Annotated in this window: 21 protein-coding genes; 6 read left to right on the top strand and 15 right to left on the bottom strand. The window is 56.3% G+C overall.

What is annotated here, in order from left to right; all coding sequences use genetic code 11:
• Positions 1–8 precede the first annotated feature (8 nt).
• The 3 genes from pabA to ppiA all read right to left on the bottom strand — a co-directional run bounded on the left by pabA (position 9) and on the right by ppiA (position 1,865).
• On the bottom strand, positions 9–572 hold the full coding sequence (pabA, locus tag ACQG11_RS07270; protein ID WP_063149297.1) for an aminodeoxychorismate synthase component 2: 564 nt from the start codon (positions 570–572) through the stop codon (positions 9–11).
• A gap of 30 nt (positions 573–602) precedes the next feature.
• A complete protein-coding gene (locus tag ACQG11_RS07275; RefSeq protein ID WP_023298771.1) occupies positions 603–1,187 on the bottom strand; it encodes a putative adenosine monophosphate-protein transferase Fic in 585 nt (194 codons plus the stop codon).
• A 105-nt stretch (positions 1,188–1,292) separates the two neighbouring features.
• Positions 1,293–1,865, bottom strand: coding sequence for a peptidylprolyl isomerase A (gene ppiA / locus ACQG11_RS07280; protein ID WP_022649614.1), 573 nt, complete (start codon positions 1,863–1,865; stop codon positions 1,293–1,295).
• Positions 1,866–2,143: 278 nt separating this feature from the next.
• Here ppiA and tsgA point away from each other — a divergent pair, with 278 nt between their 5' ends.
• The 5 genes from tsgA to ACQG11_RS07305 all read left to right on the top strand — a co-directional run bounded on the left by tsgA (position 2,144) and on the right by ACQG11_RS07305 (position 8,280).
• A complete protein-coding gene (tsgA, locus tag ACQG11_RS07285; protein ID WP_022649615.1) occupies positions 2,144–3,328 on the top strand; it encodes an MFS transporter TsgA in 1,185 nt (394 codons plus the stop codon).
• A gap of 260 nt (positions 3,329–3,588) precedes the next feature.
• Entirely contained in the window at positions 3,589–6,132 is a 2,544-nt protein-coding gene (gene nirB / locus ACQG11_RS07290) for a nitrite reductase large subunit NirB (protein ID WP_426728274.1), read from the top strand.
• Complete coding sequence (gene nirD / locus ACQG11_RS07295) at positions 6,129–6,455, top strand: nitrite reductase small subunit NirD (RefSeq protein ID WP_063841658.1); 327 nt, start codon at positions 6,129–6,131, stop codon at positions 6,453–6,455. Before nirB ends, nirD begins: the two co-directional genes overlap by 4 nt.
• Before the next feature lie 134 nt (positions 6,456–6,589).
• Positions 6,590–7,963 (top strand): siroheme synthase CysG, encoded by a 1,374-nt coding sequence (cysG, locus tag ACQG11_RS07300; RefSeq protein ID WP_108367942.1) that lies wholly within the window; start codon positions 6,590–6,592, stop codon positions 7,961–7,963.
• A gap of 146 nt (positions 7,964–8,109) precedes the next feature.
• Entirely contained in the window at positions 8,110–8,280 is a 171-nt protein-coding gene (locus ACQG11_RS07305) for a YhfL family protein (RefSeq protein WP_003861638.1), read from the top strand.
• 137 nt (positions 8,281–8,417) lie between these two features.
• On the opposite strand, the gene trpS is transcribed toward ACQG11_RS07305, so the two are convergent.
• From trpS to pilM, 12 genes are all read right to left on the bottom strand, one after another.
• Positions 8,418–9,422 (bottom strand): tryptophan--tRNA ligase, encoded by a 1,005-nt coding sequence (gene trpS / locus ACQG11_RS07310; protein ID WP_015571430.1) that lies wholly within the window; start codon positions 9,420–9,422, stop codon positions 8,418–8,420.
• Positions 9,415–10,176: a phosphoglycolate phosphatase gene (gene gph / locus ACQG11_RS07315; protein WP_017384158.1), complete on the bottom strand. Its 762-nt coding sequence runs from the start codon at positions 10,174–10,176 to the stop codon at positions 9,415–9,417. Before gph ends, trpS begins: the two co-directional genes overlap by 8 nt.
• The gene (rpe, locus tag ACQG11_RS07320; protein ID WP_003861634.1) at positions 10,169–10,846 is read right to left on the bottom strand and encodes a ribulose-phosphate 3-epimerase; all 678 of its coding nucleotides are present in this window, start codon (positions 10,844–10,846) and stop codon (positions 10,169–10,171) included. Before rpe ends, gph begins: the two co-directional genes overlap by 8 nt.
• Before the next feature lie 39 nt (positions 10,847–10,885).
• Positions 10,886–11,698: an adenine-specific DNA-methyltransferase gene (dam, locus tag ACQG11_RS07325; protein ID WP_003861633.1), complete on the bottom strand. Its 813-nt coding sequence runs from the start codon at positions 11,696–11,698 to the stop codon at positions 10,886–10,888.
• 67 nt (positions 11,699–11,765) lie between these two features.
• Positions 11,766–13,064: a cell division protein DamX gene (damX, locus tag ACQG11_RS07330; RefSeq protein ID WP_032626787.1), complete on the bottom strand. Its 1,299-nt coding sequence runs from the start codon at positions 13,062–13,064 to the stop codon at positions 11,766–11,768.
• A gap of 92 nt (positions 13,065–13,156) precedes the next feature.
• Entirely contained in the window at positions 13,157–14,245 is a 1,089-nt protein-coding gene (gene aroB, locus ACQG11_RS07335) for a 3-dehydroquinate synthase (RefSeq protein WP_038416842.1), read from the bottom strand.
• 57 nt (positions 14,246–14,302) lie between these two features.
• On the bottom strand, positions 14,303–14,824 hold the full coding sequence (aroK, locus tag ACQG11_RS07340; RefSeq protein WP_003861630.1) for a shikimate kinase AroK: 522 nt from the start codon (positions 14,822–14,824) through the stop codon (positions 14,303–14,305).
• Between the two features lie 286 nt (positions 14,825–15,110).
• Entirely contained in the window at positions 15,111–16,349 is a 1,239-nt protein-coding gene (gene hofQ, locus ACQG11_RS07345; protein ID WP_045308978.1) for a DNA uptake porin HofQ, read from the bottom strand.
• The gene (locus tag ACQG11_RS07350; protein WP_032621951.1) at positions 16,261–16,665 is read right to left on the bottom strand and encodes a HofP DNA utilization family protein; all 405 of its coding nucleotides are present in this window, start codon (positions 16,663–16,665) and stop codon (positions 16,261–16,263) included. The genes hofQ and ACQG11_RS07350 overlap by 89 nt, the downstream gene beginning before the upstream one ends.
• Positions 16,655–17,107, bottom strand: coding sequence for a hypothetical protein (locus tag ACQG11_RS07355; RefSeq protein ID WP_023298776.1), 453 nt, complete (start codon positions 17,105–17,107; stop codon positions 16,655–16,657). The genes ACQG11_RS07350 and ACQG11_RS07355 overlap by 11 nt, the downstream gene beginning before the upstream one ends.
• Positions 17,108–17,110: 3 nt before the next feature.
• Positions 17,111–17,605 carry a PilN domain-containing protein gene (locus ACQG11_RS07360; protein WP_022649625.1) on the bottom strand — a complete coding sequence of 165 codons (495 nt, stop codon included), beginning with the start codon at positions 17,603–17,605 and terminating at the stop codon, positions 17,111–17,113.
• Positions 17,605–18,378 carry a pilus assembly protein PilM gene (gene pilM, locus ACQG11_RS07365; RefSeq protein ID WP_063149290.1) on the bottom strand — a complete coding sequence of 258 codons (774 nt, stop codon included), beginning with the start codon at positions 18,376–18,378 and terminating at the stop codon, positions 17,605–17,607. Before pilM ends, ACQG11_RS07360 begins: the two co-directional genes overlap by 1 nt.
• A 120-nt stretch (positions 18,379–18,498) precedes the next feature.
• On the opposite strand from pilM, the gene mrcA reads away from it, so the two are divergent.
• Positions 18,499–21,051 carry a peptidoglycan glycosyltransferase/peptidoglycan DD-transpeptidase MrcA gene (gene mrcA / locus ACQG11_RS07370; protein ID WP_045308980.1) on the top strand — a complete coding sequence of 851 codons (2,553 nt, stop codon included), beginning with the start codon at positions 18,499–18,501 and terminating at the stop codon, positions 21,049–21,051.
• The last annotated feature ends 19 nt before the right edge of the window (positions 21,052–21,070 follow it).

Genomic DNA, 21,070 nt, shown 5'->3' on the forward strand with positions numbered 1-21,070 from the left:
ACAGATATTCAGCGATTAAGGAAATTGGCCAGCAGTGCGTGCCCCTGTTCGCTGAGAATGCTTTCCGGGTGGAACTGCACCCCTTCCAGATCGTACTCGCGGTGGCGAATGCCCATGATTTCCTGCGTCTCGCTCCAGGCGGTCACTTCAAAGTCTGCGGGCAGGGTCGGCGGATCAATCACCAGAGAATGGTAGCGCGTCACGGTTAACGGATTGTTTAGCCCCAGGAATACGCCGGTACCGGTGTGCGTGATCGGTGAGGTTTTGCCGTGCATGACTTTCGCGGCACGGACAATGCTGGCGCCAAAGACCTGCGCAATGGCCTGGTGACCCAGGCAGACGCCCAGAATCGGCAGCTTGCCCGCATAGTGGCGGATTACCTCCAGCGAGATGCCGGACTCCGACGGCGTACACGGCCCGGGCGAAATCACGATTTTCTGGGGCGCCAGCGCGTCAATGTCAGCCAGCGCGATCTCATCGTTACGGCGGACAACCACCTCTGCCCCCAGCTCACAAAAATACTGGTAAAGGTTCCAGGTAAAGGAATCGTAGTTATCAATCAGCAGAATCATGGCGGCTCCTGAAAAAATGGCCGCCCTATTTTACTCAGATCCCCGCGCTTCGCTCACAACTTTGGCAAAGATAGCATTCAGGGCGGTCAGATCACCCATCGCCCCGCTCTGGTTGGCGGATGCCCAGTCGTCCGGGTCGATCCCCTGCCAGTTCAGCACGTAGCCCGCATGGATCGCCAGCTGTTCAAAGAAGATCCGCTGAGCCACGCCATTACCGCTCATAAACGGATGTAGCATGTTGATTTCACAGTAGTAATGACTGATTCTGTCTGTAAACTCTTCTTTCTGAAGGCCCACCAGATATTTATCGCTTTCCAGCGAAGCCATCAGCTCATTACCCACCTTCTCGATGTACTCGAAATGGCAAAATGGAATGTCGCCCTTGGAGATATCGGCGGTGCGCAGCTCGCCAGCGCCTTTCATTTCGTTGCGGAATAAATGGCGGTGAATAAGGCACAGATGGGGTAAACCCGGTGCAGAAGGCCCCAGTGCCAGCGTCTCGATATCGGGTTCAGCGGGACCCTTGCCTTTTTCAAGGAGGCAACTGGCCTGAAGATTGACGCTACGCTGTTGCTCCCAGAGTCGGGATTTTTGCTTGTCGGTGAGTTTTTTCACTACGCCTCCCTGAATAGTCCGTTTGCCACAAGTATAAGCAGCAAAACGCGCTTTCGCAGGGAGGGCGGAAAGACACGGGCAGGATGTGCCCGTGTGAGGGAACGATTACGGCAGCACTTTCGCGGAGAGAATCACCACTGGCTTAGACGGCACATTCTGGTATGGACCGACATCGTGAGTCTGAACCTGAGAGATCTTGTCCGCCACGTCCATGCCTTTCACCACTTTACCGAACACCGCGTAGCCAAAGTCGCGCTGGCCGTGGTCCAGGAAGGCGTTATCCGCCACGTTGAGGAAGAACTGGCTGGTGGCGCTGTCTTTATCCGCCGTACGCGCCATAGAAATGGTGCCGCGCTTGTTCAGCAGGCCGTTATCCGCTTCATTTTTGATTGGCGGGTTAGGCTTTTTCTGCTGCATCTGCTCGTTGAAACCGCCGCCCTGAATCATAAAGCCTGGGATCACGCGGTGGAACGTGGTGTTGTTATAAAAACCACTGTTCACGTAGTCGAGGAAGTTTTTCACAGAAACAGGGGCTTTCTGGCTATCCAGCTCCAGCTCAATATTCCCCGCAGAGGTAGTCAGCAGGACGTGAGGGTCTCCTTTGGCTGCCAGCGCAGCAGGGGAAACGGCAGAAAGAGCAAACACAGCTGCGACAGCCGCCAGTGTTGATTTGAGCATGAGAATTCCTTAACAAAGCGCAGTATAAAAAGCGAATGGCTTGATTCTAAAGAGCAGTATGACCCCAGACCAGTCTTTTACCTAATTTTACGAAATTGAAACAATTATTACCGCGCAAACGATTGTTCACCCCGCGATTTAATGTGATCTCCATCACGTTAAAGCCTGCAATTGTGCTCAATATTTTCTGAAAAGATTTAATTAGATCACTTTCGCGACTAAAATCTGCCCGCTCAAACGCAGTCATTGCGTTTTTCTTTACTTTTAACAGGCCAGACATGACTAACAGCAATCGCATCAAGCTCACATGGATCAGCTTCTTCTCCTACGCCCTGACCGGCGCGTTGGTGATCGTCACCGGGATGGTGATGGGAAATATCGCAGACTACTTCCAGTTGCCCGTTTCCAGCATGAGCAATACCTTCACTTTCCTGAACGCGGGGATCCTGATCTCTATTTTCCTTAATGCCTGGCTGATGGAAATCGTGCCGCTGAAAACCCAGCTGCGCTTCGGCTTCGTGCTGATGGTTGCCGCCGTGGCGGGCCTGGTGCTGAGCCACAGCATCGCCCTCTTCTCTGCCGCCATGTTCGTGCTGGGCCTGGTGAGCGGGATCACCATGTCGATCGGTACGTTCCTGATCACCCATATGTATGAAGGTCGCCAGCGCGGCGCGCGTCTGCTGTTCACCGACTCCTTCTTCAGCATGGCCGGGATGATTTTCCCGATGGTCGCCGCGTATCTTCTGGCGCGCAGCATTGAGTGGTACTGGGTATACGCCTGCATTGGTCTGGTCTATGTCGCGATCTTTATTCTCACCTTCGGCTGCGAGTTCCCGGTGCTGGGCAAAAAAGCGCAGACCACGTCTGAGCCAGTTGCGAAAGAAAAATGGGGTATCGGCGTGCTGTTCCTTTCCATCGCCGCGCTGTGTTACATCCTGGGCCAGCTGGGCTTTATCTCCTGGGTTCCTGAGTATGCGAAAGGTCTGGGCATGAGTCTGAACGACGCGGGTAAACTGGTGAGCGATTTCTGGATGTCTTACATGTTCGGCATGTGGGCGTTTAGCTTTATCCTGCGCTTCTTCGACCTGCAACGGATCCTGACCGTTCTGGCGGGTCTGGCAACCGTGCTGATGTATCTGTTCATCAACGGTTCCCCGGAGCATATGCCGTGGTTCATCCTGACCCTGGGCTTCTTCTCCAGCGCGATTTATACCTCGATCATCACCCTTGGCTCTCTTCAGACCAAAGTGGCCTCACCGAAGCTGGTGAACTTCGTGCTGACCTGCGGCACCATCGGCACCATGCTGACCTTCGTGGTCACGGGCCCAATTGTGGCGCACAGCGGCCCGCTGGCGGCGCTGCATACCGCTAACGGTCTGTACGCCGTGGTGTTCATCATGTGCTTCGTGCTGGGCTTTGTGACCCGTCACCGTCAACACAACCCGGCAACAGCTACCCACTAATCGCCGTAACCCCTTTGCGTACTGCAAAGGGGTTTTCCCCTGCTCACCCGCCCCGCCCGCCGATGGGTAAAAAACCCCACCAAAATTGTGCGAAAAACAAGCAAGCACAAAAATCAAACAATATCCGTCACTTATAAAAATCCTGACAAATCATAGATATACCCCCTAAGGGGTAGGTGAAGGCGTATTTGATTTGCATCAATAAGTGCCCCTGCTGAATCGTTAAGGTAGGCAGTAATAGAAAAGAAATCGAGGCAAAAATGAGCAAAGTCAGACTCGCTATCATCGGTAACGGCATGGTCGGCCACCGCTTTATTGAGGATCTTCTCGATAAAGCCGATGCTAACCAGTTCGATATTACCGTGTTCTGTGAAGAACCCCGCAAGGCGTACGACCGTGTGCACTTGTCTTCCTACTTCTCTCACCATACCGCCGAAGAACTCTCTCTGGTGCGTGAAGGTTTCTACGAGAAGCATGGCGTAAAAGTGCTGGTGGGCGAACGCGCTATCACCATCAACCGTCAGGAGAAAGTGATCCACTCCAGCGCCGGACGCACGGTTTTTTACGATAAGCTGATCATGGCGACAGGCTCGTATCCGTGGATCCCGCCGATTAAAGGTTCGGAAACCCAGGATTGCTTCGTTTACCGTACCATTGAAGACCTCAACGCCATTGAATCCTGCGCACGTCGAAGCAAACGTGGCGCGGTTGTCGGCGGTGGTCTGCTGGGTCTGGAAGCGGCAGGCGCACTGAAAAACCTCGGCGTTGAAACCCACGTCATCGAATTTGCCCCGATGCTGATGGCGGAACAGCTGGACCATATGGGTGGCGACCAGTTACGCCGTAAAATCGAAAGCATGGGCGTGAAGGTTCACACCAGCAAGAACACTAAAGAGATCGTGCAGGAAGGCACTGAAGCGCGTAAAACCATGCGCTTTGCCGACGGCAGCGAGCTGGAAGTGGATTTCATCGTCTTCTCCACCGGCATTCGCCCGCGCGACAAGCTGGCTACTCAGTGCGGTCTGGCCGTTGCGCAGCGCGGCGGGATCATGATCAACGATACCTGCCAGACCTCCGATCCGGACATCTACGCCATCGGCGAATGCGCCAGCTGGAATAACCGCGTATACGGTCTGGTTGCACCTGGGTACAAAATGGCGCAGGTCGCCGTTGACCATATCCTCGGCAGCGAAAATGCCTTCACCGGCGCAGACATGAGCGCGAAGCTGAAGCTGCTGGGCGTGGACGTGGGCGGTATTGGCGATGCGCATGGTCGCACCCCGAACTCCCGCAGCTATGTTTATCTGGACGAAAGCAAAGAAGTCTACAAACGTCTTATCGTCAGCCAGGACAACAAAACCCTGCTCGGGGCGGTGCTGGTGGGCGACACCAGCGACTTCGGCAACCTGCTCCAGCTGGTGCTGAACGCCATTGAGCTGCCGGAAAACCCGGACGCGCTGATCCTCCCGGCGCACGCCTCCAGCGGTAAGCCGTCCATTGGCGTGGATAAACTGCCGGACAGCGCGCAAATCTGCTCCTGCTTCGACGTGACCAAAGGCATGCTGATCTCCGCCATTAACAAAGGCTGCCACACCGTTGCGGCGCTGAAGGCGGAAACCAAAGCCGGGACCGGCTGCGGCGGCTGTATCCCGCTGGTCAACCAGGTGCTGAACGCCGAGCTGGCAAAACAGGGCATTGAAGTGAACAACAACCTGTGCGAGCACTTCGCTTACTCTCGCCAGGAGCTGTATCACCTGATCCGCGTGGAGGGCATTAAGTCCTTCGACGAACTGCTGGAGAAACACGGCCAGGGCTACGGCTGTGAAGTATGTAAGCCTACCGTCGGTTCCCTGCTTGCGTCCTGCTGGAACGAATATGTGCTCAAACCAGAACACACTCCGCTTCAGGACACCAACGATAACTTCCTGGCCAATATTCAGAAAGACGGGACTTACTCGGTGATCCCGCGTTCTGCCGGGGGAGAAATTACCCCTGAGGGGCTGGTCGCCGTGGGCCGTATCGCCCGTGAGTTTAATCTGTACACCAAAATCACCGGTTCCCAGCGTATCGGCCTGTTTGGTGCGCAGAAAGATGATCTGCCGGAAATCTGGCGTCAGCTGATTGAGGCGGGCTTCGAAACCGGTCACGCATACGCTAAGGCGCTGCGCATGGCGAAAACCTGCGTGGGCAGCACCTGGTGCCGCTACGGAGTGGGCGACAGCGTGGGCTTCGGCGTCGAGCTGGAAAACCGCTACAAAGGTATCCGTACGCCGCACAAAATGAAGTTCGGCGTCTCAGGGTGTACCCGTGAATGTGCGGAAGCACAGGGTAAAGACGTGGGTATTATCGCCACCGAGAAAGGCTGGAACCTGTACGTGTGCGGTAACGGCGGGATGAAACCTCGCCACGCCGATCTGCTGGCTGCCGATCTCGATCGCGATACGCTGATCAAATACCTCGACCGCTTCATGATGTTCTACATTCGTACCGCCGATAAGCTGACCCGTACCGCGTCCTGGCTGGATAATCTCGAAGGCGGCATCGACTATCTGAAGTCAGTCATTATCGACGACAAGCTGGGCCTGAATGAACAGCTGGAATCCGAGATGACTCGCCTGCGCGAGGCGGTTATCTGCGAGTGGACCGAAACCGTGAACACGCCAGCGGCGCAGACGCGCTTCAAACACTTTATCAACAGCACCCAGCGCGACCCGAACGTGCAGGTGGTGCCGGAGCGCGAACAGCATCGTCCAGCGACCCCGTATGAACGTATTCCGGTGATGCTGGTGGAGGAAAACGCATGAGCCAGTGGGTAAACATCTGCAACATTAACGACATTCTGCCAGCAACCGGCGTCTGTGCTTTGCTGGGTGACGAGCAGGTGGCGATTTTCCGCCCTCGCCACGATGAACAGGTCTTTGCCATCAGCAATATCGACCCGTTCTTTGAGGCCAGCGTGCTCTCCCGCGGTCTGATTGCGGAGCACCAGGGCGAACTGTGGGTTGCCAGCCCGCTGAAAAAGCAGCGCTTCCGCTTAACCGACGGGCGCTGCATGGAAGATGAAAGCTTCTCGGTCAAACACTACGACGTCCGCGTGAAGGACGGCGAGGTGCAGCTGAAAGCGTAACCCCTCGCCTTTTCAATAGGAAAGGCTTATGACCCCTTATGGGTAACGGCAGGAAAAACCGTATGTTCTGTACGATTCCTGCTGTTATCCTGACGTCAATTCTTCCCCCGCCATGAATGCTGTGAGGTAACGTCGTGGATCACCTGCCGATTTTTTGTCAATTACGCAACCGCGACTGCCTGCTCGTGGGCGGCGGCGATGTGGCTGAACGCAAGGCGCGCCTGCTGTTAGAGGCGGGCGCCCAACTGACCGTTAACGCCCTCACCTTCGCCCCACAGTTTGACGTCTGGGCGCAGGAAGGGATGCTCACGCAGGTGCAGGGCGAATTTGATGAATCCCTGCTGGATACTTGCTGGCTGACCATCGCCGCAACGGATAACGATGACGTTAACCAGCGCGTCAGCGACGCCTGCGAAGCGCGCCGCATCTTCTGTAACGTGGTGGATGCGCCGAAAGAGGCGAGCTTTATCATGCCATCCATTATCGACCGCTCGCCGCTGATGATTGCGGTGTCGTCCGGTGGCCGCTCGCCCGTTCTTGCCCGTCTGCTGCGGGAAAAACTGGAAGCCGTGCTGCCTCAACACCTTGGTCAGATTGCCCATTACGCCGGGCAGCTGCGTTCCCGCGTGAAGCAAACCTTCGCAACCGTGGGCGAACGCCGTCGCTTCTGGGAGAAGTTCTTTGTCAACGACAGGCTGGCGCAGTCGCTGGCCAATCAGGACGCCAAAGCGGTTGAAGAGACGACCGAGCAACTCCTCTCTGAACCGCTGGATCATCGCGGTGAAGTGGTACTGGTGGGCGCAGGTCCCGGCGATGCGGGCTTGCTGACGCTGAAGGGTCTCCAGCAGATCCAGCAGGCGGACATCGTGGTGTATGACCGTCTGGTCTCTGATGACATCATGAATCTGGTGCGCCGCGATGCTGACCGCGTGTTCGTCGGCAAACGGGCAGGTTATCACTGCGTACCGCAGGAGGAGATCAACCAGATCCTGCTGCGGGAAGCGCAAAAAGGTAAGCGTGTGGTGCGTCTGAAAGGGGGCGATCCGTTTATCTTTGGTCGCGGCGGCGAGGAGCTGGAAACTCTCTGCAACGCGGGCATTCCGTTCTCCGTGGTGCCGGGCATTACGGCGGCATCCGGCTGTTCTGCCTATTCCGGCATTCCGTTAACCCATCGCGACTATGCCCAGAGCGTGCGCCTGGTGACGGGCCACCTGAAAACCGGCAGCGAACTGGACTGGCATAATCTGGCCGCTGAAAAGCAGACGCTGGTCTTCTACATGGGGCTAAATCAGGCAGCCACGATTCAGGCGAAACTGCTGGAGCACGGCATGGAAGCAGATATGCCGGTCGCGCTGGTAGAAAACGGTACCGCCATTACTCAGCGCGTGGTCGATGGCGTACTGACGCAGCTGGGCGAGCTGGCGCAGCAGGTTGAAAGCCCGGCGCTGATCGTGGTGGGCCGCGTGGTAGCACTGCGTGAAAAACTGAACTGGTTCTCCAGCCACTAACGCACAATCTCTCTCCCGGGAGTAGTCTTGAAGCGGACTACTCCCTTCTTACCTCAGTCGATAACATACCGCCCGCGTAATGGAACTTTTCCATTTATTCCCTCGTGTTACATCCAATTTTTTGATTTTATTGACAAGGAATGCGTATGTTCAAACTGGCAAAAGCTGCCGTTCTGGTCGGCCTGTTAACAACTCTGACGGCCTGCACCGGTCACGTTCAAAATACTAAAAATAATTGCAGCTACGATTACCTGCTGCATCCGGCAATCTCCATTTCGAAGATCATCGGCGGTTGCGGCCCGGCGGCACAGCAGTAAGCGTTTTTCAGGCGTAAAAAAACCGGGAATTTCCCGGTTTTTTTGTTTCGTCAGTTTTGTCGGGTGGCGGCTCCGCCTTACCCGACCTACACGGTCCTGTAGGCCGGGTAAGCGTAAGCGCCACCCGGCAAAGCGGCTTAAGGTTTCGCCACAAACCCAATCGCGTCGTACACCGCTTTCAGGGTTTCGGAGGCGCGCGCGCTGGCTTTTTCCGCGCCCTCTTTCATCACTTTTTGCAGGAAAGCTTCGTCGTTACGGTAACGGTGATAGCGCTCCTGCAACTCGGTCAGCATGCCGGAAACGGCGTCTGCCACTTCACCTTTCAGGTGGCCGTACATCTTGCCTTCAAAGTGTTTTTCCAGCTCAGGGATGCTCTGTCCGGTCACACCGGAGAGAATGTCCAGCAGGTTGGATACGCCCGCTTTGTTCTGCACGTCGTAGCGCACCACTGGCGGCTCGTCGGAGTCGGTCACCGCACGCTTGAGCTTTTTCACCACCGATTTCGGATCTTCCAGCAGGCCGATAACGTTGTTGCGGTTATCGTCAGACTTGGACATCTTTTTGGTCGGCTCCAGCAGCGACATCACGCGCGCGCCGGATTTCGGAATAAACGGCTCAGGCACTTTGAACACGTCGCCGTAAAGCGCATTGAAGCGCTGGGCGATATCGCGGCTCAGCTCCAGGTGCTGCTTCTGGTCTTCACCCACTGGTACCTGGTTGGTCTGGTACAGCAGAATATCTGCCGCCATCAGCACCGGATAATCAAACAGACCGGCGTTGATGTTTTCAGAGTAGCGCGCAGATTTATCCTTGAACTGGGTCATGCGGCTCAGCTCGCCGAAATAGGTGTAGCAGTTCAGCGCCCAGCCCAGCTGCGCGTGCTCTGGCACGTGAGACTGAACAAAAATGGTGCTCTTCTCGGGATCGATACCGCACGCCAGGTACAGCGCCAGCGTATCGAGCGTCGCCTTGCGCAGCTTCTCGGGATCCTGACGCGCGGTGATAGCATGCAAATCCACGATGCAGTAAATGCAGTGGTAGTCATCCTGCATGCTCACCCACTGACGTAACGCACCCATGTAGTTACCAATGGTCAGTTCACCTGAAGGCTGTGCGCCACTAAAAACGATGGGCTTAGTCATTATTCAATTCCTGATGTTCACTGTGCGAGAGCCCGAGTGCGGGCAACAAATCTTTGAAGTGGTCGAACACAACGTCCGGCTCACTCAGCGTAATGGCTTCACCGTAGTTGTAGCCGTAGGTCAACCCAACAGACGGGCAACCTGCCGCTCTGGCGGCCAGAATATCATTGCGGGAATCCCCGACAAAGAGCAGCTCCGCAGGCGCTAAGGATAATTTTCCTGCCACCAGCAATAGCGGTTCCGGATGCGGCTTTTTATTCTGCACGTCATCGCCGCCCACAATTACGGAGAAGTATTTCGCGATATCCAGCGCTTCCAGCAGAGGCGCAACGAACGGTGTCGGCTTGTTGGTCACCAGCCCCAGCGGGATGCCTTTCGCATGTAGCGCGCTCAGCGTTTCAGCGACATCCGGGAACAGGAAGCTGCCCTCTTCGACGGTCTCTTCGTAGAAACGGTCGAACAGTTTGCGCAGAATACGCTGCTGCTCATCCTGGGGAATATCCGCGTGGTCAACACTCGGTTTCCCTTGCGCGGAACGCTGAGAGGCACGTTCCTGACGAGCCCAGGTCAGCGCGCGCTCCATCAGCACGTCTGCACCGTTACCAATCCACGTCACGACGCGCTCTTCGCCCGCAACGGGGAGTTCAAGGGCATACAGCGCCTGATCGACGGCGCGGGTTAATCCTGGCGCGCTGTCGACCAGCGTGCCGTCGAGGTCAAATGCTACACCCCGAATAGCCTGCAATTTATCCATGACTTACCTTCGCCAGTTCACGGCGCATTTCATCAATGACTTTTTTGTAATCCGGTTGATCGAAGATGGCGGAGCCTGCGACGAACATATCCGCCCCTGCCGCCGCAATCTCACCGATGTTATTGACCTTCACGCCGCCATCCACTTCCAGGCGAATATCATAGCCAGACTCATCAATGCGGCGGCGCACTTCACGCAGCTTGTCGAGCGTCTGAGGAATAAACGACTGGCCGCCAAAGCCCGGGTTGACGGACATCAGCAGGATCACGTCCAGCTTGTCCATCACGTAGTCGAGATAGCTCAGCGGGGTCGCCGGGTTAAAGACCAGCCCCGCCTTACAGCCGTTCTCTTTGATCAGCTGTAGCGTGCGGTCAACGTGTTCGGAGGCTTCCGGGTGGAAAGTGATGATGCTGGCACCCGCCGCGGCGAAATCAGGCACGATGCGATCAACCGGTTTCACCATCAGATGCACGTCAATGGGCGCGGTGATCCCGTAGTTACGCAGCGCTTTAAGCACCATCGGACCGATGGTCAGGTTGGGAACGTAGTGGTTATCCATAACGTCGAAATGGACGACATCCGCGCCAGCCGCGAGAGCTTTGGCAGTGTCTTCACCCAGGCGGGCAAAATCGGCCGACAGAATTGAGGGGGCAATCAAAAACTGTTTCATCCGCATCTCCTTGAAATGTGTTTACCGGCGGGCAAAGGCTCAGGGTCGATAAAGCGCCAGAAGTTCGTCCACCTTTTTACGTGTGCCGCCGTTGCTGCTAATGCTACGCCGCACTTTTACCTGAAAATGCTTCGCGGCTTTGTACCATTCGCGCGTATCAGGCGTGTCGTGATTCGAAATTAACACCGGAATTCTTTTGCTGACCAGCTTTTCCGCCATCTCAGCCAGACGCGCCTGCTCGGCCGGGCTGAAGCTGTTGGTGTGGTAGGCGGTGAAATTTGCCGTGGCAGACAGCGGCGCGTAAGGCGGGTCACAGTAGACCACCGAGTTTACACCCGCCAGCTCCATGCACTCTTCATAGGAGAGACAGTAGAACTCGGCATTCTGCGCTTTTTCAGCAAAGTGATACAGCTCGTCCTGCGGGAAATAGGGACGCTTATAGCGGCCAAACGGCACGTTAAACTCGCCACGCAGATTATACCGGCACAGACCGTTGTAGCCATGGCGGTTGAGATAAAGAAACAACAGCGCGCGACGGAACGGGTCCTGGCTCTGATTAAACTCAGCGCGGAACTGATAGTAGACGTCCGGGTTGTTGTTCTCTGGCGTAAACAGCTTCCGCGCCTCTTCCACATACTCATCGGTACGCAGTTTGACGATGTTATAGAGGCTGATAAGGTCGCTGTTGATATCCGCCAGGATATAACGAGAAAAATCGGTATTCAGGAACACCGATCCAGCACCCACGAAGGGCTCGATAAGACACTCGCCTTTCGGCAGGTGCTTTTTAATATCGTCGAGCAGGGGGTATTTCCCCCCTGCCCATTTCAGAAAAGCGCGATTTTTTTTCATGCTGACTAACTGATTACACCTTCTCCGGCTGTGGAGAAAGCTCCGACAGCATCCTGCGCTTTAAACATTACTTCAGATCGGCCTGCACCTGATGAATCGGCTTCGCCCACGGGTTTTTCGCCTGCACGTCGGCTGGCAGCGTGGAAACGGCACGTTTTGCTTCATCTTTTGAGGCATAAACTCCGCTTACCAGAACGTACCAAGGCTGTCCGTTACGGGTCGTCTGATAAACCACATAGTTTTTCAGATTCGATTTCTTCGCCCAGGCGTTGAGGTTGTCGTAGTTAGACGAACTGCTCAGCTGCAACGTGTAGTTGCTGGATGATGCGGATTTCAGAGAACCCACGTTACCCGTCGTTTTACCTGCCGCGGTGCTGGATGCGCTAGCGGTTGGCGTAGCAGCCGGTGCCGCAGTTGCAGCAGGCGCGGTTGTGGTCGCCGTTGCTTTAGGTGCAGCGGTTGCCGCAGGCGTTGGCGCTTTAACCGGTTGGCTCACCGCAGGTTTTGTCTGCGCTGGCGCTTTCGTTTCTGGCGCTTTTGCCACGGTCTGCGGTTTCGTCTCACGCTTCGGCTCAATCACAGCCTGCTTACGCTCCTGACGCGGCGCAGTCTGGGTATGGCGCGGTTTGGTTTCCGTTGCCGCCGTTTGCTGCTGGGCATTGCTGCCATGAACTGGCGCAACGGTGGCAGGTTCAGTAGGCAGCGTGGAGTTCACCACGGCAGCGTTAACCTGCTCCTGATTCTGCGGCTGCGTCAGCGCGTTATTCAGATCGCCCTGAACTTCAACACGCTGCTGGCCCTCCGGCGTAACAGGCGCCTGGCCCTGAGTTGGGGTCGCAGAGACGGGCGGCAGAGAGATATCCTGACCGGCGCTGGTGTTACCTGCGGTCTGCTCTGCGGAAGTGGTGCCCGGCGCTGGCTGAGCGCCATTCGCCTGGTTGCTCGCATCGTTACCAGACAGGTTGATGCTCTTCTCGGCAGACGCTGTCTGCTCGGTAGAATGGGTAGAAGGTGCTTTTAGCGCGGAACCAATGCCGACAATCAGCAATACCAGAACCAGAACGCCAAGGCCCATCATGATGTACTGACGGGAGGCCGGTTTTGCCGCTACCGCTTTTTTACGTTTGCGCGGACGACGTTCAACAGGCTGTTCATCCATTAACTCTTCTTCGGATTCATACTCCTCGTCTTCACGCTCATTTCGCGCGTTACGGCTACGCGAAGGGCGACGATCGTCTGCATCCAGATCGACATCGTCAAAGTTGATCTGCGGCTCGTTATCACGTTCTGAAGATTGACGAGAACGACCAGTACGACGATCGCTGGGATCGGGTTTCAGCTCGTCTTCTGGTTTGAATTCATCCATTTAACACCCCACTCAAAGGCTTCTGCCAACGACTCTGCATTTACCTGAAGCTAAAACGACCACCTGTTACAGCAGCCTGACCTTTCTAGTTGTTACGCCTGCTGACAATCAGCAATAGCGCCAAGTACGACTTCGTGCGGCACTCCGCCGCGCACTTCACTTTTCCCTATTGCAAGCGGGAGTACCAGACGCATCTCACCTGCCAATACTTTTTTATCGCGCATCATGTGGGGAAGGTACGCTTGCGCAGACATTTCCTGCGGACCATTCACCGGCAAGCCAGCACGTTTAAGCAACGTGATGATACGTGCTGTCTCTTCCGGCCTGAACTGCCCCAGACGTTCAGAGGCACGGGCCGCCATGACCATTCCGGCAGCGACAGCTTCACCGTGAAGCCAGTTACCGTAGCCCATTTCGGCTTCGATCGCATGACCAAACGTATGCCCCAGATTCAGTAAAGCACGTAAGCCGGTTTCACGCTCATCTGCGGCAACGACTTCTGCTTTCAGCTCACAGCAACGGCGAATACAGTAGGCCATTGCCTGCCCATCGAGGCGCAGCAGCGCATCCATATTCTCTTCCAGCCAGGTGAAGAACTCACCGTCAAGAATAATGCCGTATTTGATCACTTCTGCAAGGCCGGACGCCAGTTCGCGCGCTGGCAAGGTTTGCAGACAGTCGAGATCCACCACCACCGATGCAGGCTGGTAGAACGCGCCAATCATGTTTTTGCCGAGCGGATGGTTAACCGCCGTTTTACCGCCCACAGAAGAATCGACCTGTGAGAGCAACGTGGTTGGAATTTGAATAAAGCGCACACCGCGCTGGTAGCTGGCGGCTGCAAAACCGGTCAGATCGCCCACAACGCCGCCGCCCAGGGCAAGCAGTGTTGTATCACGACCGTGCGGTTTTTGCAGAAGTGCGGTAAAGACGGTATCCAGTACCGTCAGGCTTTTGTACTGCTCGCCATCGGGCAGAATCACACTGTCGACCTTCACGCCCGCCTGCTCAAGCAGGTGGCGTACACGGTCGAGATAAAGCGGAGCCAGCGTCTCGTTGGTGACCAGCATCGCCTGATCACCCGCTTTCAGTGGTAAGAAGGAAGCTGGATCGTTAAACAAACCAGCCGCGATGGTGATAGGGTAACTACGTTCCCCGAGAGTAACTGTAATCCTCTCCATGACGCGACATCCACCTTAAATGCTTTTACCCGCAGGCGAGTGTATATAAAGCCAGAATCAGTTGCTTTCCAGCATATGAATAATCTGGTTTGCAACCACTTTAGCGCTTTGATCGTCAGTACGAATGGTCACATCAGCAATCTCTTCGTACAGAGGATTGCGTTCATCGGCCAAAGCTTCCAGAACTTCACGTGGCGGTGTTTCAACCTGCAACAACGGGCGCTTTTTATCACGCTGCGTGCGTGCCAGCTGTTTTTCGATGGTCGTCTCAAGATAGACCACTACGCCACGGGCGGAGAGACGGTTGCGGGTTTCGCGAGATTTTACAGAGCCGCCGCCTGTTGCCAGCACAATGCCCTGTTTTTCCGTGAGTTCGTTGATCACTTTTTCTTCTCGGTCACGGAAACCTTCTTCGCCTTCTACGTCGAAGACCCAGCCCACATCCGCTCCGGTTCGTTTCTCAATCTCTTGATCAGAATCGTAAAATTCCATATTGAGTTGTTGAGCTAACTGACGCCCAATAGTGCTTTTGCCGGCACCCATAGGCCCAACCAGAAAGATATTGCGTTTCTCTGCCATTTTTTCGGTACTACTAAGACTATTCGTTAATGGTAATCCCCGCTGCGCAGACACCCGGCGTAGCAGGACATGAACTGAAACCTCATTTGCAATAGAGCGAGAGTCAGACGAAAAATTATCTCAATACTCCGGCTTGTTTGGCAACTGATTAAATCACCGTTCCCGGCGCATAAGGAAATAAGACGTAAGTCCAACTCAAATCGGTACTCCTTGTATGCTAATTCATGCCCCACGTCAAACATCTGCAACAAACTGAATGCAAAATCATTGCGGGGATCGTTACCCATTAATGAATACTGACCAGACGTGGCGTGATAAACACCACTAACTCGCGCCGTTCGTTATCTTTTCCGTCATGGCGGAACAACTGACCCAGCCACGGAATGTTGCCCAGCACGGGCACGCTGTCGCGTCCGGTTTTATTCTTTTGCGAAAAGATCCCGCCCAGCGCGAGCGTTTCCCCACTTTTTACCTCTACCTGCGTTTCGATCTCCTGCTTATCAATCGCCAGCGTTTCGCCGTCCGCCTGTTGCAGCACCTGGCCAGGCATATTTTCACTGATATGCAGCTTCAGACGAACGCGGCCGCCCGGGAGCACCACCGGCGTGACCTCCATGCCTAATACCGCCTCTTTAAACTCAACGGAGGTCGCCCCGCTTTCGCCGCTGGAAACCTGATACGGGATTTCGCTGCCCTGCTTGATGCTGGCCGGCTGCATGTGCGACGCCAGTAGCCGCGGGCTGGCGATGATATCCACCTGCTGCTTTTGCTCAAGCGCCGACAACTCAAGATCCAGCATCCTGCCGTTGATGCGCCCGATATTAAACCCAACGTGTGTGGTTGCACTGGCCACCGACAGGTCAGCGCCCAACGTCGTGACCTGACCCACCTTACCGGCTTCCGTTGCGTCAGCGAGGTTCCATTTCACCCCCAGTTCACGCAGGCTTTTTTCACTAATGGTCACAATCTGCGCCGCCAGTTCTACCTGCTCGACGGGCAGATCCATCTGCGCTGCCCAGCGCTGGAGCATATCCACCACCGACTTGTTATCCCTGACCAGGAGACGGTTGGTGCGCTTGTCGACGGAGAGACTGCCTTTCGGGCTTAAGAGCTTTTCCGCCGCTTTTTGCAATTCGGCCGCATCCGCATAAGCAAACGGAATGCTGTGAGAGAGCAGCGGAGCGTCGAGCAGACGCTGGGCCCGCTCCTGCTCTTTACGCGTCTGTTGCTCCCGCTGCCAGGCCGCCGTATGCACATAAAAAATGCCGCCCTCTTCCCGCAATACCAGCCCGGCACTGTTCACTACCGTCTGAAGCGCCTGCCTCCAGGGCACCCGCGTTAGATTCAGCGAAAGCGAACCGCTGACATCCGGCGACACCACCAGATTGCGATCTTCCTGCGCTACCATTGCCTGTAATACCTGCACCACCGGGACATCATCCACCAGCAGGGTGACCGGTTTTGGCGTCGCGGCCCACAGGGGCTGGCTGAGTGCCGCCAGTAACAGCCCTATCCATATCTTCACTTTTTTTCGTTCCTTCTCGCTGCCATGTCCATCGCTTCGGCTCGCACATCTCGCCGACATCAACGGTCAGTTGTTGTGTATCTATCGCACTCACCCGCCAGCCTGGCGGTAACCGCATCTGCGTTTTTACCCGGTGCCAGCGGTTCTGCCCGTCCTGCATAAGGCCGATATCCCTGCTGCCGCTGACGACTCCCTGATACCGCCACTGGCTGAGTTGCCCTGCTGCGCAACGCTCTTCCGGCACGGAGAAGGGATCCCGCATCCCGGTCAGGAAAAGCGGAGAAAGCAGGATCAGCAAACGGGTTTTACTGCGCATGGCCGATCTCCAGTTGCAGGCTAAGGCGTAGCTGTTTTCCCTGTGGGGTGATGGAAAACGCGCTCACCCGCACGTTCTCAAGCGCCAGCCGGGAAAAGAGCGCCGGAACTGCGCCCCACAAGGCATCCAGCGCCAGCTCTCCCCCACTCTGCTGCGGTTTCCAGTAAACCAGCCTTGCGTCCTCACGCTGAAATGCCAGCGGAGAAAAGGGCTGCACCGGCTTCACTTGCGTAACCACAGGTCGCCGCCCGGCCTTTGGCCACAGCGAGGCGTTGATTCGCTTCGCACTGCTGGCCTGCGCCTGAATATCGGCGTAGCACAGAGCAGCGGGTCTGAGCAGCGCTCCCCAAATCGCAAACGCAACGATCCCCGACGCGATCAACCAGCAAAGGACGCGCCGGGAAGGACGAGCATCTGTCCAGCGTTGATACCAGATGCCCACTGGCTACCTCCGGCTATGCAGTTGAAAAGAGAACATCCATCGCCCCTGGCTATCCTGTTGCAGTTCGCCTGCCGGTCCGGGGTTAAACCCCGTCACCCTTTTCAGCGCATCGGTCATGGCGGAGAGCGTCGGGAGTGAGGTGGTATAGCCCGTCAGGATCAGCGAGGGTGGCTGATAACGCAGCGCCGTCAGCCACGCCTGCCGGGGCATTGCGCTGGCAAGGGATTCAAGCGCGGGTTGCCATGCCACCGTCTCAGGCGGCTGCGAAGGGGGTTCCAGCCCCGCAGACTGCGGCTGACGGGCTTTCAATACCTTCTGCACCGCACGCGTTCCCGCCAGATCGCTCTGCAACGCCTGTGACGCGAGAGTCTGCGTCGCCCGAAGGCTGACGCCTCCCGCCAGCATCACCAACAATGAGGCGGTAAACAGCAGCCCCCAAAAACGCAGGCGCTGATTACGTTGCTGCCGACGCCAGGGTAAAAGATTGGGCATGCTCATTACGGCGCCTCGCTCATGGCCAGCGCCAGGGCGACGGTGTAATTAGCACCACATTCTGGCAACGGCGGCTGACACAGCGTCACCGCTTCCCAGGGATCCCGTGCAGCATCAAACACGGCGATATCAGAAGGAGAAAGCGCAAGCAACGCCGCCAGCTCATTCACCGTCGCCGCTTCTGTGGTGTAGCGCCGCCCCCACTGGTGACGCATCGCCCACAGCCACTGGTCTTTATCCCTCCAGGCTACGCACCGGACGGGGGCAACAGCAGAGAGAAGATTAGCCAGCGCGCCGGCATCCGGGACGATTGCGGCCAGGCGCAAACGCAGCGCTTTCGCCAGCGACAACAGGGTATCGACCTCTCTGTTTTGCGCGGCGGTAACCTGAAAAGTGTTGCTGAACGTATCCTGCGCGTAGTCAAAGCAGAGCGTATCGGGAGGCATCTCCAGCTCACGCGCTAATGCGGCGCCTACCCAGGTGAGCTGTTCGCTGTCACGCAAGTTAACGGATGGACGGGGCAACGCGCGTTGCAGAACGCGCGTTGCCGGAAATGAGAGAAATACCCGATGCGAGTGCGGCAATGTTTTCCGCCAGCCACGTAATGCGTTAACCAGTTGTTCTGGCTTAAGTATTTTGCCTTCACCCATAACCCCGTCCGACAGCGGCACCGCCCACCAGCGCCGTAAACGCCAGCCGGCCCGCTCTCTGGTCAGCGCCACGGCAATCACCTTATCCTGTTGAATATGAACGCCTGTTTGCCACGTTTTAAAAGCCATGCTTCACGATCTCCTTATCGCCCGTCGGAGTGACGGCTATATCAATGAATCAGGCTTGCCTTTATACTACCGCGCGATTGTTTAGAAACTGCCCAGGCTAAACCAAATGGGAAATCTCCGGTGAAGTTCGTAAAGTATTTATTGATCCTTGCAGTCTGTTGCATTCTGCTGGGAGCAGGCTCGATTATTGGTTTGTACAAATATGTCGAGCCGCAACTCCCTGATGTCGCCACACTTCGTGATGTGCGGCTTCAGATCCCTATGCAGGTCTATAGCGCCGATGGTGAACTGATGGCGCAATACGGCGAGAAACGTCGTATCCCACTGACCTTAAATCAAATTCCACCCGTGATGGTGAAGGCTTTTATCGCCACCGAGGATAGCCGTTTTTACGAGCACCACGGTGTCGATCCGGTCGGTATTTTCCGTGCGGCAAGCGTGGCGCTGTTCTCCGGTCATGCCTCTCAGGGGGCAAGTACCATTACCCAGCAGCTGGCGCGTAACTTCTTCCTCAGCCCGGAAAAGACGCTGATACGTAAGATCAAAGAAGTGTTCCTCGCGATCCGCATTGAGCAACTGCTGAGCAAAGACGAGATCCTTGAGCTTTACCTCAACAAGATCTATCTGGGCTACCGCGCCTATGGTGTAGGGGCTGCGGCTCAGGTCTATTTCGGTAAGTCGATCGATCAGCTCACGCTGAGCGAAATGGCGACCATTGCCGGCCTGCCAAAAGCACCATCAACGTTTAACCCGCTCTACTCGCTGGACCGCGCCACCGCGCGCCGTAACGTTGTGCTATCGCGTATGTTGAGCGAAGGCTACATCAGCCAGGATGAGTACGATCGGGCACGCAGCGATGTGATTGATGCCAATTACCATGCACCGGAAATTGCTTTCTCATCGCCGTATCTGACGGAAATGGTTCGCCAGGAGATGGTGCGCCGCTACGGCGACAAAGCATATGAAGACGGCTATCGCGTTTATACCACCGTGACCCGCAAGGTGCAGCAGGCTGCCCAGCAGGCGGTGCGTAATAACGTGATGGATTACGATATGCGTCACGGCTATCGCGGCCCGTCCAACGTGCTGTGGAGAGTGGGCGAAGGCGCATGGGACAGCAAAAAAATTACTGATTCCCTGAAAGCGCTGCCGACCTATGGCCCGCTGCGTCCGGCGGTGGTCACCCAGGCCGATCCGCAGGAAGCGGTGGCGATGATGGCCGATGGTACATCCGTTTCGCTGCGTATGGAGGGTATCCGCTGGGCGCGTCCGTACCGTTCTGACACCCTTCAGGGGCCTACTCCACGTAAAGTGACGGATGTGGTACAAACCGGACAACAAATCTGGGTGCGTCAGGTAGGCGATGCCTGGTGGCTGGCACAGGTGCCGGACGTCAACTCTGCCCTGGTCTCCATCAATCCGCAGAACGGTGCCGTGATGGCGCTGGTTGGCGGGTTCGATTTCAACCAGAGCAAATTTAACCGCGCAACCCAGGCGCTGCGTCAGGTCGGTTCGAACATCAAACCGTTCCTGTATACCGCGGCGATGGACAAGGGGCTAACGCTCGCCAGCATTCTCAACGACGTGCCAATTTCCCGATGGGATGCCGGTGCGGGCTCTGACTGGCAGCCGAAGAACTCTCCGGCGCAATACGCTGGCCCTATCCGTCTGCGTCAGGGCCTTGGCCAGTCGAAGAACGTGGTCATGGTTCGCGCGATGCGTGCGATGGGCGTTGATTATGCGGCAGAGTATCTGCAACGCTTCGGCTTCCCGGCGCAAAACATCGTTCATACCGAATCTTTGGCGCTCGGCTCCGCGTCCTTCACACCGCTCCAGGTCGCGCGTGGCTACTCGGTAATGGCAAACGGCGGCTTCCTGGTCGATCCGTATTTCATCAGCAAAATCGAGAACGATCAGGGCGGCGTACTGTTTGAAGCGAAGCCGAAAATTGCCTGCCCTGAATGCGATATTCCGGTGATTTACGGCGACACGCCAAAATCCAATGTCCTTGAAAACAAGGACATGGAAGATGTTGCCATCTCTCAGGAACGTCAGAATCTTGCGGTGCCGCAGCCTCAGCTGGAACAGGCCAATCAGGCGCTGGTCGCCCAGAGTGGCGCGCAGGAGTATGCTCCGCACGTGATCAGCACGCCGCTGTCATTCCTGATTAAGAGCGCGCTGAACACCAACATCTTTGGCGAACCGGGCTGGCAAGGCACCGGCTGGCGAGCGGGCCGCGATTTGCAGCGCCGCGACATCGGCGGCAAAACAGGCACAACCAACAGCTCAAAAGATGCCTGGTTCTCAGGTTATGGCCCGGGCGTTGTCACCTCGGTCTGGATTGGTTTTGACGATCACCGCCGCACTCTTGGACGCACAACCGCTTCTGGCGCAATTAAAGATCAGATTTCCGGTTACGAGGGTGGGGCTAAGAGTGCGCAACCGGCCTGGGATGCTTACATGAAGGCCGCTCTCGAGGGCGTGCCGGAGCAGCCGCTAACGCCTCCGCCGGGCATTGTCACGATCAATATTGACCGCAGCACCGGACAGCTCGCGAATGGCGGCAACAGCCGTGCCGAGTATTTCATCGAGGGTACGCAGCCAACCACGCAGGCGGTGCATGAGGTGGGTACCGAAATCATTGATAACGGCGAAACGCACGAGCTCTTCTGACGCCAACAAAAAAGCCGGG

Source organism: Enterobacter cloacae complex sp. 372C4, assembly GCF_050030615.1.
Taxonomy (GTDB): Bacteria; Pseudomonadota; Gammaproteobacteria; order Enterobacterales; family Enterobacteriaceae; genus Enterobacter; species Enterobacter intestinihominis.